This window comes from Longitalea luteola, from assembly GCF_017356035.1.
GTDB lineage: Bacteria > Bacteroidota > Bacteroidia > Chitinophagales > Chitinophagaceae > Niastella > Niastella luteola.
Genome location: NZ_JAFIQX010000011.1, coordinates 254,097 through 272,505, shown reverse-complemented (window position 1 = coordinate 272,505; position 18,409 = coordinate 254,097). Strand labels below are relative to the sequence as shown.

General features: G+C 41.6%; 19 protein-coding genes. All 19 read right to left on the bottom strand.

The genetic code is table 11. From position 1 onward, the window contains the following. Positions 1–61: 61 nt before the first annotated feature. The 19 genes from JUB15_RS23265 to JUB15_RS23175 all read right to left on the bottom strand — a co-directional run bounded on the left by JUB15_RS23265 (position 62) and on the right by JUB15_RS23175 (position 18,405). Complete coding sequence (locus JUB15_RS23265) at positions 62–1,597, bottom strand: recombinase family protein (protein WP_207515048.1); 1,536 nt, start codon at positions 1,595–1,597, stop codon at positions 62–64. Continuing rightward, positions 1,594–1,899: a hypothetical protein gene (locus JUB15_RS23260; protein WP_207515047.1), complete on the bottom strand. Its 306-nt coding sequence runs from the start codon at positions 1,897–1,899 to the stop codon at positions 1,594–1,596. The genes JUB15_RS23265 and JUB15_RS23260 overlap by 4 nt, the downstream gene beginning before the upstream one ends. Positions 1,900–1,980: 81 nt before the next feature. Next, positions 1,981–3,489, bottom strand: a complete 1,509-nt coding sequence (locus tag JUB15_RS23255; RefSeq protein ID WP_207515046.1) for a P-loop NTPase family protein — start codon at positions 3,487–3,489, stop codon at positions 1,981–1,983. Positions 3,490–3,504: 15 nt separating this feature from the next. Continuing rightward, on the bottom strand, positions 3,505–9,960 hold the full coding sequence (locus tag JUB15_RS23250; protein WP_207515045.1) for a MutS N-terminal domain-containing protein: 6,456 nt from the start codon (positions 9,958–9,960) through the stop codon (positions 3,505–3,507). Positions 9,961–9,967: 7 nt separating this feature from the next. Beyond that, entirely contained in the window at positions 9,968–10,645 is a 678-nt protein-coding gene (locus tag JUB15_RS23245) for a DNA cytosine methyltransferase (RefSeq protein ID WP_207515044.1), read from the bottom strand. A 27-nt stretch (positions 10,646–10,672) separates the two neighbouring features. Then, positions 10,673–11,236, bottom strand: coding sequence for a hypothetical protein (locus JUB15_RS23240; RefSeq protein ID WP_207515043.1), 564 nt, complete (start codon positions 11,234–11,236; stop codon positions 10,673–10,675). Positions 11,237–11,250: 14 nt separating this feature from the next. Then, the gene (locus tag JUB15_RS23235) at positions 11,251–11,421 is read right to left on the bottom strand and encodes a hypothetical protein (RefSeq protein ID WP_207515042.1); all 171 of its coding nucleotides are present in this window, start codon (positions 11,419–11,421) and stop codon (positions 11,251–11,253) included. Positions 11,422–11,453: 32 nt separating this feature from the next. Next, complete coding sequence (locus tag JUB15_RS23230; RefSeq protein WP_207515041.1) at positions 11,454–12,146, bottom strand: hypothetical protein; 693 nt, start codon at positions 12,144–12,146, stop codon at positions 11,454–11,456. Positions 12,147–12,174: 28 nt separating this feature from the next. Further along, positions 12,175–12,384, bottom strand: coding sequence for a hypothetical protein (locus JUB15_RS23225; RefSeq protein ID WP_207515040.1), 210 nt, complete (start codon positions 12,382–12,384; stop codon positions 12,175–12,177). Further along, positions 12,381–13,037: a hypothetical protein gene (locus JUB15_RS23220; RefSeq protein ID WP_207515039.1), complete on the bottom strand. Its 657-nt coding sequence runs from the start codon at positions 13,035–13,037 to the stop codon at positions 12,381–12,383. The genes JUB15_RS23225 and JUB15_RS23220 overlap by 4 nt, the downstream gene beginning before the upstream one ends. After that, the gene (locus JUB15_RS23215) at positions 13,037–13,477 is read right to left on the bottom strand and encodes an N-acetylmuramoyl-L-alanine amidase (RefSeq protein WP_207515038.1); all 441 of its coding nucleotides are present in this window, start codon (positions 13,475–13,477) and stop codon (positions 13,037–13,039) included. The genes JUB15_RS23220 and JUB15_RS23215 overlap by 1 nt, the downstream gene beginning before the upstream one ends. Positions 13,478–13,491: 14 nt before the next feature. After that, positions 13,492–14,454, bottom strand: a complete 963-nt coding sequence (locus JUB15_RS23210; RefSeq protein WP_207515037.1) for a peptidoglycan-binding domain-containing protein — start codon at positions 14,452–14,454, stop codon at positions 13,492–13,494. A 6-nt stretch (positions 14,455–14,460) separates the two neighbouring features. Next, a complete protein-coding gene (locus JUB15_RS23205) occupies positions 14,461–15,144 on the bottom strand; it encodes a hypothetical protein (RefSeq protein ID WP_207515036.1) in 684 nt (227 codons plus the stop codon). Positions 15,145–15,224: 80 nt separating this feature from the next. Beyond that, a complete protein-coding gene (locus tag JUB15_RS23200) occupies positions 15,225–15,407 on the bottom strand; it encodes a hypothetical protein (protein ID WP_207515035.1) in 183 nt (60 codons plus the stop codon). 3 nt (positions 15,408–15,410) lie between these two features. Then, on the bottom strand, positions 15,411–16,244 hold the full coding sequence (locus tag JUB15_RS23195; RefSeq protein WP_207515034.1) for a hypothetical protein: 834 nt from the start codon (positions 16,242–16,244) through the stop codon (positions 15,411–15,413). Beyond that, a complete protein-coding gene (locus JUB15_RS23190) occupies positions 16,219–16,566 on the bottom strand; it encodes a hypothetical protein (RefSeq protein ID WP_207515033.1) in 348 nt (115 codons plus the stop codon). The genes JUB15_RS23195 and JUB15_RS23190 overlap by 26 nt, the downstream gene beginning before the upstream one ends. 4 nt (positions 16,567–16,570) lie before the next feature. Further along, on the bottom strand, positions 16,571–17,449 hold the full coding sequence (locus JUB15_RS23185) for a hypothetical protein (RefSeq protein WP_207515032.1): 879 nt from the start codon (positions 17,447–17,449) through the stop codon (positions 16,571–16,573). A gap of 10 nt (positions 17,450–17,459) precedes the next feature. Beyond that, entirely contained in the window at positions 17,460–17,837 is a 378-nt protein-coding gene (locus JUB15_RS23180; protein WP_207515031.1) for a hypothetical protein, read from the bottom strand. Positions 17,838–17,856: 19 nt separating this feature from the next. Next, the gene (locus JUB15_RS23175; protein ID WP_242696485.1) at positions 17,857–18,405 is read right to left on the bottom strand and encodes a glycoside hydrolase family 24 protein; all 549 of its coding nucleotides are present in this window, start codon (positions 18,403–18,405) and stop codon (positions 17,857–17,859) included. Positions 18,406–18,409: the final 4 nt, after the last annotated feature.

The following is an 18,409-nucleotide window of genomic DNA, read 5'->3' as shown; positions in this document are numbered from 1 at the left end:
CGGGGAGTTCGGGATATTAATTTCTTCTTATTTAGACTCCAAAAAATCTATGCTTAACAACCTAATCCCCCAACAATTTGACTTGATCCGCGATTGGCGCGAATACTTCATTTACTTGTTCGGTTCGAAATGTTTCATTTTCGAACAAATAGACAATTCCCTTCGGAAAGATCAATTTTTGCAGTTTTTCTTTTTGCTGTGTTTCGCTGGAAGCCCATACTGGCGTGAGTTTGCTCGAAAAAGTAATTGCTTTTGCAAAGGTTTTTTTGAGGTTCGCCATATCCACTTTAGTACCTGCTAGGTTTTTCAATATATTTTCCTTTTCCTCGGTCAATTTGCCTATGAATCGATCGAAAGCTTCTTTCGGCATATCCCCATTGATATAATATTTTTCCTCGATGGTGTCTATCTTTTTCTGGACGTCTGTGAGATTGGTTTTTAAACTTTTTTCTTGTTCCAAAGACGAGCCATGTATTTTATCGAACAGGTGATATGCCTGATAAAGAAACGGCTCAACTAATTCCGGCTTAATAGAGTATTGAGAAAGAAAAGCCTCAAAATGCCTATTGACCAATTCTGCTCTTTTATTGCATTTGCAGCCGGTGGTTCTGCATTTATAATAATAGAGATTTTTTGCCTTTACAACATAGCCAGTATATCCAGAACCACACTTATGGCATCGCATAAATGCTTTTAAGGGAATAAGTTCATTTTCTGTCTGATTATGTGTTGTACCAAATTTCCCTTTGGCTTGCTTTCTAATATCGTTTACTTGCAGAAATAATTCGTATGTTATCAGCTTTTCATGGGTGCCTTCCACCAACTTGCCTTCTAACATCTGATTGGAAATAATACCGCAGTAAAACGGGTTGGAAAAAATCTGACTTAACTTCTGCTTATAAATCAGTACACCCATTGCACGTAATTTTTCAAGGATAGCTTCGTTTTTCATTCCCTGAGCTTTCCACTGAAATGCCTTCCTTAGCTTTTTACCAGTTTCGTCTACTACAATTTTACGAACGCCATTTTCTTTGATAACGGTATAACCCATAGGTGGCTTAATGCACCAAATGCCACGCTCTAATTTTTCTTTGATACCTGCCATTGCTCTTTGTCTTCTCAGCATATTATCGTATTCGCTGAATAGTAGTTGCATGTTTTGTTGGAAAACACCGCCGGGATTACTGGTATCAATAGGTTGGGTTACTGCAAGAATACTTACGCCATATTTTTCTCTTAAGTCCTTTGCGACCTTTATAGCTTCACCGCCTGTACGACTAAACCTGTCGAGTAAATAAACCAGGATGTGTGTAACCTTTTTATTTTTCTTCACAAAGGTCAGCATCCGCTGAAACTCTTTGCGTCCATCCGTTTGGGCACTTTCAAATGTTCCTCCAAAATACTCGATCGTTTTAAAGTTGTGACGCTTAGCATAATCTTCAATAGTTGCCCGCTGGAAATCCAAACTAAGATTATTTTCATACTGTTCCTTTGTAGAAACACGGGTATATACAACTGCAATTCTTTCACGGTCTTTCGCAATGATATTATCTGGTCTTTTAGCCCATTGGGCAAATAAGTCGAGTGTAATGCTCATGCTGCACGTTTTTTAGTTTGTGGGGATGGGATTGAAATAACTTTTGTTTCGAGTTTGTCATTTAAATTTACATCTTGTTGATTATCAATACAAATAGATTTTGTTTCCGCGTTTTCAAAAATGATAACTGCAAGCATTTCAAGGCTTTGAATAATTCCATTTGCCTCCTCATCTGTATAGTTCTGACAGCCAGAAAAAGAGCGTACCTTTTCAGGTGTTAAGGATTCACGTTTTGGATTGATCCTTTGAGCGTAATCAAAAAAATCCTCGTTGTTTTCTAAAACTGTTTTCAACTGCTTCATAGATACGTTTAAAAAAAAAACCGGCTGCATAGCGCCGGAAGTGGTTATATGATTGTTTATAAATTACAACTAACAAAAAATTTATGCTGCCATTCTCCAATCGTCTCTTTCAAAAATATCAATCTCACCACCCTGGTTAAATCTTCCCATCTGCACTGCCTTCCCTTTTTCGGGCACTTCAATCACCACATCCACATCATGCTGAAAAGTATTGGCTCCCCGAAACTTTCCGTCTTTAGTTGTCTGGAAAATGAAAATGAAAGATTTGCCAGGGTTTGCCGCCTTTAACTTGTTGAGATCTTCTGGTATTAAACCCATTCTGTTTACACTAACGAGAAAAACAAAGTTATATTTAGCAAGATTTGACGGCAATACAGAAGCAACAAATAGGTTGGGATGAGCCACATGCTTTTCATTTAGCTTTTTCTGGAGAGTCATATCAAGTCCTTCTTCCTTCGCCACATACAGCACTTTCCCATGATTCCGTGCCAGGTATCCGGCAAAATCTACGCACAGGTATGATTTCCCCATTTTAGGTTTTCCAAAAACCATTACCGAAAAATTCGATGACGGGTCACCGATCAGCCTGAGCCATTTACCGGTAAAGCCTAATGTATCAAATTGCATTTCGGCAAAATCCATACTGTTCATAATAGCCGGTTTTCCGTCCAACCCGTTTAGAGGGGTACAGGCACAGCCTAAAATGCCTTGTAAGCCGTTCAATTCCGCCTTTTCTATCTGTAATGTTTTTTCGCGTTTATTGGCAAGAAATTCTTCAAGGTTTCCCTTGATGTCATTGATTGCAGAAATATACAAATCCGAATTTGTCAACTTTCCTTTATCAAATGCTTTATTGATGTGTTCCAATAACTTTCTAGCTTTATCCTTTACATCAGGTTTTCCATTCAAACTGATGTATCGTTTAATGAAATTTATGGATGGCATTATCGCTTCACTATAAACCAATGCTTTCAGGTCATTATAAAAACCCTCCTTTTCTATATCAATAGAAATCTTCTGCTTCATGCTATTATACCAGTCAATCAGTTTGTTTTGAATCAGTCTGATTTGATCAGCCCAATTGGAAGTTTTACGAATACGCTTTTCGACTATGGCTTTCTGAAGCGAATTGATAAACCTCAATATTTCATCCTTTGTTTTTGATTTACCATTCAAATACACAAAACGCTTTATAAAGCGAAGTTCTTCAGGTATTTTTTCAACAAGTACAGGTGCAGTTTGCGAAGCAATCACCTTATTTTTCTTTGAGTGTTTCGTTTTCTTATTTTCGGTAGGAATTGGCTCCTGCGCGGGCATATATTCATCAATAGCTACCGTATGGCCAGCACCCTTTTTTGCTTTTCTTGGCTGCTTTGTTTCCTTCTTACTACTTCCAGAAATAAATGCATTCAATTTATCCAGGTAAAGATCAATCGTATTTTTGACCTTGTCACTCATGTTATACGCAGCAAGATCATTTCCGTTGTCCGTGGCCTTCACAATAAAATTGTGCCCCGCCGAAAGAGCAGATGGGAAGTTTGTTCTATCTATGTTTTGTATCTGATCAAAGTAGTTTTCAATTGTAATCATAGGGTTAAATAGTTTTTATGCAGCAAGTAATAAAAGTTCCAATTCAAGTGCTTCTGCTTCCAGTTCCAAAATGCGGATTTTGGCCATAGAGTTATTTACCGGTGGGGCTTCTTCCGGCGGCGGTAGTTCAATTCTGTTCCTGTTACTGCTGCGGATAGCTTCTTTATTAATCTCCTTTAATTGATAAGACTGTATTGTCATGGAACAACTGTGATTATTCTGAAGCACTTCTACAAGTTCACTTATCTTACCGTCACCTAGCATGGCAACCATCTTATCGGAAGTCTTTTCAAAGTTGTTCTTCTCAACCAACGAAAGAATATCCTTATCGAGATAGATGTCACCACCCTTACTGCGAGAAGCAGAAACAATCAGTTTATAATAGTCGCCGGTACGGAAGATGGAAAGGCCGTCATTGGTAACAATGTGATGGCCGCTCACTAAGGAGCGTATGATTGGAAGCGCCTTTAATATGGGTACAATAACCTTATCCTGCAACTGCTCAACCGGATCCCAATGCTCCGGCATAAGGATACCCTTCTTTACCTGGCCGTCTATGGTGGTATAGCTTACCAGTTTACCAACCTGGTCACTGAACGCTTGCAGCAAATTACCGGTAATAATGTGTCGCGTTGCCCTGTCAGCACTACGCTTCTGAATGTAATTATCCCAGCCATTTAAAAGCGTAGGTATATCAACTTCTTTTAGATCAACGCTCGCTCCAATAATTGACATAATATCCTGGCTATAGCTTGCAGGAATCGCCAGATACTTCGAACTGTTTGCAATGGCAAAGCGAAGTTTTATAGCGGAGGGGGCATAGGGATTTTTCTTTTTTCTATCTATCAAATACCCAAGAAATACAGCGGGCACTATTTCACTGTCAGTTCCGAAAGTTTTTACAGGATAGTTTACGTATCGACCAATATAGAAATAATTAAGTGCCTTTTTCAGTGCAGAGCTACGGTTTTCAAAGGTCTTTTCATTTTTTATGTGCATGGCAACTCTTGCATCCTCCAGCTCCTTTGTCCGCTCACTTACCGCCTGGTTCCAGGCGTCACGGTCACCTTCCAACTTTTTTATCTGCCTTTCACCGGGTATATCACGGATAAGCTGGTCATATTTTGTGTCCACTTCCGAGGTAAGCTCACGCAGTTTATTTTGTATTTCAGAAGTATATTCCTGCAAAAACTCTTGCTGTAATTTTTGCGGATTTTCCCCCTTCAGCGATTCATTTAGCAGGTTTTCAAGTTCAATTTTTGAAAACGGCTTTTTAAGCACATTGACTTTTACAGTTTCCAGCGTGCTATCCTCACCAAAGGCGCTGTCCGTACCTTTCCCCATCTTAAACACCTTAGCAGATATGGTTTCCGCTTCCAGATTCATCGCTTCTACTTCCAGATCATACTCACCGATCTGTTTTAAGTAATCTACATAATCATTATACCTTTCTGAAATATCTGTATAAAACTCGTCCTGCATTTGGGTGGAAAGAACAGCTACACGGCCCGATACCTTCATGGCGGCATCTTCTATAGGGGTTTTGCTGCCGCTATCACTTCCTGAATCTTCCATATAAAGTGGGTCGTCCAAAAGCTTATTTACCTCCGGGTTATCAGCCAGGTATTCCTGGACAATCTTATCTCCGAATTTGTTTAAAAAATCGGGAACATCCAGAATTTTAGCCGATTGCTTTTGATTGGAAGTGGTATTGGCATCGAGGGATTTGAGTTTTTTCTGAAGCATCATCATCAGCCGCTTTTCTGCCGGAATCGCACTGCTCACATAGTCATAAATAGGTTTTAGAATCTGGCCGGTACGGTTAATTCTTCCCCTCTTTTGAACTTCCGTGGATATGTCTAACTCGGCCTGCAAGACGATCATCACCCGTTGATTCACCTCGTCTTTTGGAACTTTTGCAGTAGGTATGGCATGGGCAGATGCGCCGGTACTACCGGACTGATTGATCATCAGCACGTCCACTTCATTATTATTGAACATTCGGAAGGCATCATTGGTATTGATACGTTTACGGGCAAGTACAAGTGCCTTACGCTCATGTTTATCAAACTGTAGCTCAAACTTTCTTCCGGTCACTTCTGCAACCGTGTAACCGGCCTGTTTGATCTTTCTGATAACAATATCAATGGGACTTATAGTAATGCCAGTTGATACTGATTCAATTTTCTCGCTAATGCGCTGGTATTCCAGTTGAGCATCCGGGGGGAAATCTGTAATCTGAAACTGTTTATATTCGGACTTACCATCAATTCCTATTTCAGTATAGCGCATAATACCTTGCAGACCACGGCGAAGCACTTCCGAAAATTCGGCATCAATCGTATCGCCATCGCCCACCGGCATACCGGTGTCGCTTTCCATTGTTTCAATAAAACTGCCCATCGTGCTGGCAAATGCAATCACCGGCTTTTTGCCTTCCCGGAGGCGAGCAATAGCCTTTTCAGCAACGGCCTCAGCCTTCAGACTGAAAAGCATTTGATTGATAACGTTGAAAACCTTGGAGAAATAAGGAATGTTGTCAACGCCTGCCTGTTTTGTACCTTCTCTGATCTCGACCTCCTTGCTTTCCGCTACTGCAATCTCATCCAGATCTTTTACTTCCTTGTCAACATAGGTGGTCTGAAAGGCGATAATGTCCCGTAAAATCTCGGTAATATTATCGGCAATTGCCCTATGCTCCGGCGCTTTGTCATCAAGAGTAATATAGTTTACCTCAATGCCCTCATAACTGCGTTCACGGCGTATCATTTGACCTTCGGCCACGAGCTGCGAAGAAAGTACTTCCTGTAGTGCTACGCCACCTTTTGTAATGGCGTCTACCAAATCATCCCTTGTCATATTACAATCTGCAATCGCAGTTTTCATGGCATATATGGGCAAATTATCCGGCCGTTTGGCAAAGGTGGCGGATAGAAACAGCACACCCCGTGTATGGCGGATCGCCCCCTGCATGAACTCACCCGTGTTAGAACTACCAGATGAGTTATGCGCTTCGTCCAGGATTAGAATATTATCCTCGGCTATCGCACGAAGAAAATTAGGCTTAACCGGTTTTTTTTCGGCAGAATTGAACTGCGTATAAGTAGCAACCACAAAATCATATTTAGCAGGAACCTGGCGGGATTCAAATATGCTATTTTGCTCTGTGGGCGGTGGCGCCTGGTACACCACATTACCATCTTCATCCTTAATATCGGATTTTGGCTCCCGGCTATTTACAATGAAGGGTTTTAAATGTCCTGATCCTATTGCGCTGAGGTCACGGTATATATCACTGAACAGATTTGCTTTTTCCGTAAGGAATACAGGAGTTTTTCCTTGCAGCACACCATACCGGATCATGGCCGCAGCAATACGACCCTTGCCGATACCAGTCTGGTCACCAATGATCATACCCTGACCACGAGCTTCAATATTGTAAATGGCTACTGCAACCGCATCGATCTGTTCAGCAGAAAGCACTTTACAAAGTGCTGCTTTGGTTGGATAGCCCAATCGGTGCCGAACGAAGTTATCAATGTCACCGCCTACTTCTTGTTTGATCAATTGTAAAAACGAATGAGTTTCAAAGGCCATCGAATCCGGAACCTGAGTATTGAGCTTTATACAGGCTTCGGATGCCGGTTGATAGACTGCGCCAAGATCTTCAGCCCCCCTGCTGTTTTCAATTATCATTACTTCATAACCGGCATTAGTAAGGAGCGATAAGCGTTCTTTCCATGTTTCTTTGGAAACACCGGCCATTAAAGAATATTCTGTACCTGTCGATTTAATATACCTAATCTTGCAAACCCTTGCCAGTGTCTCAGCATCTCCTTCAAACGTTGTATATGTTCCAGGAGTTTCAAAAAGAATAAGTTTATTTGGATTCTGCCCTTTAAGCATCTTGTAATGCTCAAACATTCTCCAATGGCGAACGCTACCATCTTCATCAATATAATCAGTAACATCAACGGAGTAGTCAAAGCCTTTGCCATCATTATTTTCGTTCAAAAAGACAATGGTATACCCTTTTTTATGAAAAACATCAACATAGTGTTTAAGGTTGGTCGAACGGGCACTGATTCCTTGAATTACCTTCCCAAATAAATCACGTATTGATTTTTTGTCGTAGAAATTTAAATTGTCGATTACCTGTCGTGCTATTTCAGCGTCTCCTTCCCAGGTTGTATAGAGACGAGCACCTTGCTTTATAAAGAGAACATTTTTTGTCCCATGATTTTTATTTCGAACCCATACGCGGTAGTTAGCTTTATCCTTTGCATTATGCGCTTGCCCTTTTTCTAATTCATACTGTTCTAGTTCTTTTCTTGTCGGCCATTTGTAATGCGCCTTTTCATTTTCAATAAATAAAGGTTTATAGCCAGCTTCCAAAAGCAGTTGCTCAATTAGCGGCCTATCTTCTCTTAAAATTCCCTGTTGAGCAAAATAGGGAAATCCATAACAGTTAAGAGCCTTCACATAAAAATCTGGATTTTTGTGTTTGAAATCATAATTTTTTCTGACATTATAAACTATATAAGCATCGTAATCAAAAGTTTGAAATGTAGTTGCTTCTTCCAGCAAAATAATTGTATCAGGATATGACTTTTTTAATCTTGACCACTCTTTAAACATTTTTTCATCATTGCCGCTGCCATCTTTGTATAAATAATTTACACCTGAAAGGTCATGTTCAGAACGATTTGTTTCCTCGGTTTCAGTATCTTCTATGATTGCAATAACATATCCTGCGTGGTAAAGTTGGTTTTTAATTTCTAAAAGCTTCTTTTCATTAAATGTCATGCCGTAAACCTTCTTCCCTTTTATTATTGAAAATAGTGTCAGGGGTAATGAGAACATATAAATAAGGCGTTCGGCATCCTGATCGAAAGTTTCGTACTCGCCGGTAAGAACTTTCTTAATTACTACAAGTATTTTAAAATATTCTCGGTATCTGTTTCTGAAATGCAAATAGAGCTCATAATTATTGTTGTTTATATTGCTAGGAATTATAGCACCTAAACCATTTTCAAAATTTGTTTTGAGTAACTGTAACTCAAGTTGTAGCGCTTCAGCCTCTAATTCTATTAATTTCATGTCGTAACTTTTTGAATTTTCAAATTGCCCTACAGCTCTGTGCATATACCCGGCCTTTATAATTTTGGCCACATACGTTTGAAGCGATGTTGCAGGAAAACGTATCATTTTAATTTTTTCACCCTGGTATTCCACTTCGCCAGCACCGGTAAAGTCTATTTCCCTTAAAAGTTTCTCGGCATCGCTTCCAAATATGAAGTATTCAAAACCTTCCTCTAATAAAAGAATGGAATCTGGGTAAGCAGGTTTGATCGACGCATATTTTTTATAAACAGTAAGGTATTTTGAACCTAAAGAGATAGATTTATAAGTTGCTTCCTTAGCATCCATCACCCGGTTAAATAATTCGTCAAACGTTTTTACTTCTACATCTTGTTGTAAGTTAAATAAGGGTGCATTTCCAGAAGGAGTTTCCTTTCTGCCATCTATCAATATCAACCGTACATCAAAAGCTGTTCCCTGACGTGAATAGAGTTTATGGCCGTCAATCATTATAACGTCAAGAACATTGTAACGGCTATATAAATAATTGAAGAATATCCTGTTTTTGCCTGCCTGTATTCGTCCTTTATCATCCCATCTTGTATGACCGCCAATAATAATAGCTGCCCTTCCATAATCTTTCATGCAGTCTAGAGCTCTTAGCGCCATAACATGCTCCAACGATACAATGCGAAAGGTGTCATACAATATTTCTTGTTCACTAATTCCAAAGGGAGGATTGGTTAAAATGGCATCAAACTGCCTGTAATATTCTGCAAACGGTTTGGTTGCGTCTTGTTGAGTTACTTTTTTAAATTTTTGTATTTGAAGGTTTTGATTGCGAAAGCTGTCAATTTCATTTACAATAAAGGAACTCGGATAACCAGCGATAGTCAGTAGCCCATTGCCAGCAGATGGCTCAAAAAATATTTTACTTGGTTCAGAGCTATCGATGCCGCAAAACACACCGGCCAGATATGAAATAGGCGCAGGAGTAGAATATTGTTGTAGTAATATGGATTGGGAAGTGCGGTGGGATAAGTTCACTTGCGAATTATACAGATCAACAATCTTATCAAATCTGTCTTTAATTGTCCCTCCGCTGTGAGCAAGCTGTCTTGCTCTTTTTACAATGGCAAGCTCTGTTAATTCCTTAACGTGGGTTTTATCAGTGATACCAAAAGTAGCGGCAAGTTTTTCGACAGATTTTTTATTTTGTGGCGTTTTATCTGATAAAAGCTTGTCGATAGCAGTTACAAATCCATCCGCATCATTTTTTGATTGCGGCAGGCTCGATAAACTGTCAACAGTTCGAGAATATGAAATCTGAACTTCCGGCACATTAAGCTGGTCACCTAAAACTATTTCTTTTACGTTAGGATACTTCATAAAAAAATTAAGCAGCAATAGGGAGCTGGCGGCTCTTGCTGCTTACTGTTTTTGTTTCCAAAGGGTTGGCATCAAAAAATGATTGAGCAAAACCAGGAGGTGTAATACTTCTTAACTCTTTGGTAGTTTCTGATTTGCCACCAAGCATTTGTATCCACGAACCTTGTTTGCTATAGCGAACCAGTAAAGTTTTATGCTGAACTGATGGTTTTTTAAATACGCCCCATAGACCTGTCTTCTTAGTCCAACGATCACCAAACCAATACGGTTGCCAGTACCACGGTCCGTAAGATTTTAATTCAGGCACTAAATCATTCAATCTCCCCACAGGATTTTCAATGACCCAAAACCGGGGTCGGAAATACTTTACCACTTCCAAAATCTTTTTAACCAATTGCACACTTTCTTTTGTACGTCCATCTATATCCTTCCTTTTCCAATACTGCGCTCCACTGGTAGCAAAATCAGTACAGGGCGGGGCGGCCAAAATACCGCCCACCAGCCCCTGCCTGATTTGTTTGTAATCCCATTTGTAAAGATCAAAGCCCAACTTCTTTTCTACCTGAAGCACTCGGTAACCAGCCTTCCGGTACGGTGCCGACCAACAACCGCTATAGTCAAACAATGACACCAAAATCGGCTGCTGGAGAACTTCTTTAAATACTGTCACCTGATTCATTGCCATAAGCGATAGGATCTTGCAGTGGAACGGCTACGATATGGCCTCCATACTCACTATATAATTCAGTGGCCGATATGTGAGGTTGTACCTCTCGTTCCAGATGTTGGTTTGCCGGGTGCTGCCATCTGCCCACTCGTACAGAATATTGTCGGCGGTTTGGGTAATTTTCAGAATGGCCCATTCCGGGGCCGTGGCAGCACCACTCCCTTTATGCCATCCCTTATATACAGCATTGGGCTGCGATTCGTCAATACGGGTTGGTTCGGTTTTAAGCAGATCGGCTTCAGTGTCTTTTAAAGTATTGAGCAGGTTTTTAATATTAGTCAGCTCGTTCAAAATGCCTGCTTCTTCCGTAAGATTGGGCATCATGTTTTTGATCGCATCCCGAAGCTGCTCACCGGAGGTAACCGCAGGTACTTCTACCTCGGAATAACGCAGAAACACGTTTTTAAGTGGACCTTCACCAATATCCAACCGAACCACACCATTGGCAATGGTGTCAATGGTTTTTACCTGAGCCTTTGAGACAAAGAGAACTGAAGTGCCGTTTTCAATGCGAATCACGACACCATCGTCATAGATTTTGTACGCCATTTGTGTTAAGAAGTTTATTTATCGGGATTGTTTCTTTTTTCTACAATTGTTTCTCCCACAATAGAGCCAATGAACCCAGCCACAAGCATGTATGGTACGGCATCCTTTTGAGCTTCTTTGGCATACAAGTAGGCAATCAGAGACACAACTAAGGTGGTGGTGGACACAATTGCTTTATCGTTCATGGCTATGAAATAATGATTTTTATTTACAAGAATTAGTGAAGAATGGAACTGGCTGCAAAGCCTGCCAAGGCGATGGCACCCAGCGTGAGTAGCTTATTTTTACGCTTTTGTCGTTTCATCCACTTGCGCATTTTCAGGTTTTCACTTTGAAGCATCTGTTTTTGTTCTACCGACTGATCAAAAAGCGTAGCAAGGGAATAATATACCGATTGATGAGTTTTGATGACAGAATCCTTAATATCAAGAGCATCCCCCAGTATTTCCAATTGTTGCTCATACAAACTATCCTTTCTTTGATTTTCATCGAGGTAAGCATTTACTTCGGTAATCAATGAGTCGCACTGTGAAGCTATGCCTGTGTCAGCAGGATATTCCTTTGCTCTTCTTTCAATCAAATTTTTTGAATCATATCCGTTGTGTTTGACCAGTTGTTTAATGGAGCGTTCCTTATTGGCTGTTACTTGTTTTGCTTTTTGCAACTCCGATTGAGTGGATCTCAATTTTTCATTTAGCTGTTCATTTGATTTTTGAAGGGCAGAGATTTTATTTAAGAAAATGGTTTGTTCACTCTTTGCCCTTAGCTCCAACTCCTTTACCGGCGCAACAGCAGATTTATTCGCCGGTGGATTGGGATTGCATCTGGCAAAAAGCTGAGAGGTGCAAAAACCAACAAGAAAACCCAATAGAAAAAGCACAAGGGATGTTTTGAATCGAAATGTTGCCATAGTGTAGGGATTAATTTTAAAAGTTTACTTAAGTAGATTTCTTTTCAATGGAATACCCAAAGCATCCGGCGGCAATCAAGCTCACAAAGGAGTAAAACATATATTCTGGTACTTCCTTACCATAAAACTGCTTGGCTATCCAACTAATAACTATAACCAAAATGAATATGGCGATGGCGAGTTCCCGAAGGTTAAAAGCTCCGTTTTTGTCTTTAAGAAGTTCTGTTATTTTTATCATTTCATTGTTTGATAAGTGAGAAATGCAGCACCCAGGCCAATACCGACCGCGATCATCTTTTTTCTTTGCTCCCGCGCAATAGCTCTGCTATCGATGAGCGAATAAGTGAAGCTGTTACCGTATAGCTTTCGGTGCAGTTCGCAGAGACGCATAAACTCCGAGAACTTTTTTGCATCGGCAAATACCTGACAGCCTGCCGAATTCTTGTCTATATGGAGCGCTTTTCCACTGCCGGATGTTTTGTGGATATTGATACCGTGCATTCCGGTATCAGGCTTTCCATTTCGAAAATCAAGCAGGGCATCCCGGTCGTAATCCCTAAGCACGGTAACCTTCCTTTTTTGCACTAAAGCAGCATATTGCCCCCGGTGCAGACCGATCTGATAGCAGTCCCTATATTGTCCCTGGGCCAAAATGGCCGTACCCTGGAGATTTAAGGGATTACGCAACCAGTAGGTGCCCGGATCGGTGGTAGCTTCATAAGATAGGTGGATGGTTTGGCCCTGTGGGTTTTGAAAGAACACATGTATTTGATCATCGAAACGGTTGGGTGTAGTGGTATTGGCCCGAACACCTACAATGTTGAGTTCAAAGGGCCGGGTAAAAAGCACATAATTATTAAAGTGAAAGACTGATTGAATAGCTGATAGCATTAGGCAGCAATTGCAAGTTCATCGGGAGTATAGTTACGCAGCCACTCCCTCACATCAAAGGATGGGCATTTTTTGGTGACACCTTTAAAGTCGCGGTGCCCCAATATGGTCGCGCCGGGATATTTTTCCGACAGAGCCACGAGCTTGTTAAACAAAGAACGAATTTGTGCCGGTGTGCGGTTGTCGGTTCGATTACCAGCTTTATCAACCCCTCCGATATAAGCAACATGAACACATTCTATATTAAAATCTTTTACTCCATTTGCTATTTTATCTTCCGATAGCAGCGATACAATTTCCCCGTTACGTTTGATTAAATAGTGATAGCCTGGATTGTTCCACTTCCTTACTTCTTTCCAAAACTTGAGAATACTATCGATGGTTGCATCCGGTGTGGTGCCGGTACAATGCACTACAATGTATTTGATCTTACGTCTCATGGGTAGAAATTTGATTATGATAAAAGTTTTACGGCATTGGTATTTACTAAAAAATATTTGCCCTTGTTTTCAAATAATGCGTAATCCAAACGTTGAGCCACCTTACTGCCCAGCACCATACCAGCGGGTACACTTACACTTTCTTTAGCATTTACCCATATGGTGGTCGGTTGAGTGGTTAACAAGGAAACGCCGTCTAACCCGGAAAGTGCCCACTTACTGCCATCGTACTGGAGACCCATGCGCAAAAACTCCCGTTTAATAACATCTTTTTGGGTGGCAGCCGAAAAGGTGCTGAGCAGTCCATTGACCAACGTTTGACGCACTCCGTTTAGAAAAAAAGTTTTAAAGACATCACTGGCTTTGGCGTAGTCATCGGTTGATTTTAGTTTTTTAAGACTACTGATAGCAGCCGTGTAATTTTTTGCTCGGGCCGCGTTATAGAGATCCTTTCCTACGGCGGAGGCGTCTACTTGTGTAACTGATACGATAACATGAAAGGTGCTTTTATCAATGGGAGGTATAAACCCTGCCTTCTTCAGCGCAGCTTCTGTTTGGGGGCCAAACACACCGTCTGCTGTGATGGCGTGACCTTTGGCAATAAGCGCCTGCTGCAAGCGTAATACGTTATCACCCCGGCTACCTTTTTTCAGCGGAAAATCACCGCCCGTCTCGGCTGTACTATTATTATAGGTATAAACCGTTTTAGGCTCTGGCGTTGAAGGCGTATAAGCGGGCAGTGATACTGCTGGCGGTTCAATCAAATTGTTGCTCATTTTTAGAATGGCATCAAAATCACTACTGGAAGTAGCCGCTTTTTTACGCTTGAAATATTTCCAACCAAAAAAACTAAGCAGGCCCAGACCCGCTGCTACAGAAGCAAGGACGACCTTTTTGCTGGCACTTCGGGATGTCTTCTTGCCTGCTGCAACTCTCTTCCGTTTGCTCTTTACCTTTGCCTTTTTCTTTGTTTTCATACCGTATTAAACTTTGGGTTTGTTAGTGATGATCGCCATAAGGGGGGAATACTCCCACAACTCCAGTTCCTGAAGCAGTCCGTTTTTCAGGCTTTGCCCATACAATAATTGATAGGCTTCGGCTACTTTCGCATAGTCGGCTTGCGTTGGAATTTCCATAAAGACCGACCGTACAGCGTCTTCATCGGTGCCGGGAAGGTTCGGCCCCCAAGTGTAATCAAATGCAGCTTTCAGACGCTTTGCCCATGCCTGATACTGAGCCTGCCCAATTTGTGGTGTATAACCAGTAGAAACTTTCTCTGGCTTGGCCCCGGCAATGGCCAGCATTTCATTGTACTCAGTAGTGGTGAGCTCACTTTTTAAATCGAGCATCAGATTTTTGCCGCCCGTATTATAAGAGCGCATGACACCGTAAAAAATCTCCTTAGTGGGAATTTCGCGAAAAATAGCACGCAGGGCTTCCACATCAGTTCCCCACCAGCCGTTGTTTTCAAAAGCCATTTTAATGCGGGTTGCAAAATCAGCCGGGGTACCTTCTTTTGCCGATTTGTTCGCCTGTCGTTTGATCGCCTGGCTTCTGAGTATGCGATGTCCAACATATAAACCACCGCCTACCAGGACCAAACCTATTGCAGCGTACTGGAGCTTCTGTTTGAGCGTAAAATCACTTTGATCTTTGGCACTGGGCATAACGGAAAGTTTATGTGAACCGTTGGTATGATGGCAATCATGTTTAAGCATTGCTTTGCAGGATTAACTATAATCACTGATTACACACCCAGGTACTTTTTTGCCAAAGCTGTCTTTACCGGGTCGTTCTTGACGATGTGCGCCAGTTTGGTCAGTTCTATGGGCGATAGTTTTTGTGCCAGTGTAGTTAGGGCGGTCATCTTGGCATCGGCTTCCGATTCCGTCTTTGCTTCAATGGAAATGTCATAATGAAACTTCTTCATAGTTTACGGGGTTTGAATATTCAGTAATTCAGCAACGGTTTTAAGATTCGTGGGTTCGTCGGCAAGCCTTTGCAATACCTGCATGACTACTTCCAGTTCCGCTGTGTTAAAAGCTGCGTCTAATTGTTGGAGCAGTGGGATATAGCGTAGTTGCTCCGGCTTTATTTGATCGGTAGATTTTTTTTGAAATGATGCCTGGGCCTCTACTTGGGCTGAACTGCTTAACTGCTGCCGTTCCTGATTGTCCTGCTCAATAATGCCGGCAAGCGCTTCGCCGCCGGGCAATTTTGTTAGCAGCTGTGGATTGCGACGGATCATACCTTCAAGGGCCACCGAAGCAAGTTCGGCCACATTGATACTACCGAGCTTATACTTATTGTCCTGCAGCAGTTTGATTTGTTCTTCAAGCGTTTCTGCATACTCTTCGGCTTCGACCAATTGATCTTTTACTTTTTGCAGTTCTTCGCGCAGTCGTGTCATTTCATATTCCCGGTCACGGGTTGCGAGTTTTTCCTGAATGATCCCGTCTAAATCCCCTAACCCATTAAACCCGCTAAGTCCTTTGTCCTGTCTGGTTGGTTGCACATGAAAGCTATACTGATCATTGCGGGGCGAGAGGCCTGAACCATAGATAACAATGCGCACTTTTTCGGTGGTGTCGTCTATATACCGCTCGTAGTTCTCAAATTCTTCCGCATTGTCGGTCTTGGGCACCACCTTCAAACTATCGACAAAAATTTCATAGTACCGTGGCTGCCCTTTGGCCGCCATGTCCTCTAAAAAGTTTTTTAGGCGTTCAATTTTAAATTGGTCATACTTCTCGTTGGTTACTGCCATTTTCTTGTTGATTGATGGGTATCGCCTGAATAAATCTAACGTTGTTCAGTAAGGGAGAGAGGTTTATTATTTTTATTGCGCCCCGGTGTTCGTACTGTAGCTCATTGGCGTGATCTTCGTTTTGATCGTACAGGCCCACATCACTTTCGATTCGAATATCTTTGGTGGGTTCAATGAGTATATATAATTGATTATAACCTATTAGTTCGCGTTTTTCCTGTGCCCGAAAGAGTAGATGCCGAAACCGGATCAGGTAACTGTTGCCATATCCCATTTCCAACATGCGCTTGCTGATATATTCCAAAGCCAGATCGCTTGTCATACGCTTAAGGTTTTTGCAGCCAAACAAAAATGTTGAGTAGATAGCTTATTTCCTTTCTATAAAGCACTCCAAATTCATCCTTATAGTAAGCTTCAATCAATGGTGAATGGGTCGTAATCAGCACTTCGGCTGAAAATCTTCTTTTACCCGTTATCCATTGCTCTATCTCAAAAAAATGTTTGCTAGTGTAATCACCATACCGGAGGTTGTGATCTTCTCGAAACACTTCACCCTGGTAAAAAATATCTGTTCGATCGGGACTTTGTAGTGATAGTACGCCGGCCTTGTCATTGTTTTTGATCACAAACAGCGGATCGTAAACTGGTCCCGATGGCGGAGGTGGTGCGCCGGTACAAGAACCGGTTGCCCACGCTGCAAACTGATGATTAATATCGCAAGTAAGAGTCAATTGATCAGCGTTGGCAGAAGCAGTAGGTTTATAATTAGCATCATTGCTTCCAAATTGATTCCATTCAGCAAGTGTTGTATTGTTTACGGCATCAGCGAGTTTCGTAACGATGGTGGCTGGAGTATCGCCACCAACGGCAATTACCGCAACTGTGACTGAATAAACTGCAACACTGTACTGAAAGGTTGGATTTACCGCATTACCAATCTGAAATACATGGATGCGAATTGGATCAGCCGTGATTTGATTCGATAGCTCAGTCATTGTTGCGTTGCCCGGATTGGGACACGACGGCGAAGGTTCATTGGTAGAACTACCACCGTCGGGCACTGGTGCCGGAAGGGCGGTTAAAAGAAAGATACTGGTTTCCACACCAATGACCTTCTTTTCGGTTCCAGGTAGCGGAATTTGAAAATATTTCATTTCACCAGCGCGGTTGATTCGTTCCCTGTGTATTATAACTGACTGTTGCATTTAAGTCTGGTTAGCTTTTAAGTTCCAAATCCAAATACAGCGATACGCGGTAGGCGGCAAATGGAAGGCGTGCATCCGCGTTATCCCGGTAATCTACCTTTACTTTGAAGTTGCCGGGCGGGATGCTTCCCAGATTGTAATATCTATCATTTGGAGACACATTCAGGCCCGACATCAACAACTTGCTTTCGTAATCCTCGGCAAAGATTTCCTCTGAATTGATTTCTACCTTCGCTGTCCCCCTGTAATAGAGAAGATCATCGCGGTTTGAAGTAAACAGTAAACCATGCACCTTCTCAACCGTTTTATCGAGTTCAAATGTTTTGGAGTGAACTGTGTTTTCCGTAGTGACTTCAATATCAAACCGCTTTTTTATTTTTTTTCCCATCGTAAACTGTTGATTTTAATTAAGCAGCCATTACGCTTCCACCGGCCATCTGATAGACTGCCAGCAAATTTTTAATGCTATTCTCATGTTGACCATAACCAGCACCAGGAAGCGAGGCCCATTCTTTTTTGCACTTCTCAATCGCAAGTGAAAACCTACCCGCCATTACATCTTCCAATGCCTTTCTTCTTTTAATCAGTTCAATCGCCGCTCTGTCCTGGTTGGCAGGGCTAAAGTCTAAGAGTTTTAGCTTTTGAGCGATCTCTAACCATGTTCTATACAGTATTTGATAGGCGCCAGCCGCTGTGCTGGTAATACCATATTTGGTAATACGCCTATTGGGATGCTTTGAAAAATCACTGAATAGTCCGCTGCCAAATAAAGTCCTATAGGCATTTGCACCAGCCGTGCCTTCACTATATTGAATCATTAAAAGAAATGCCCTTAAGTTCTTTTGCGCTATAGTTAGATTGGCCATTTTTTCAATTTGATTTTTAATCAAAAGCAGTAAGGGCGGCGTTAACAAACCGGCTGCTATAACCGCCCACCCATGTTTTTTAATCTTCATCTAA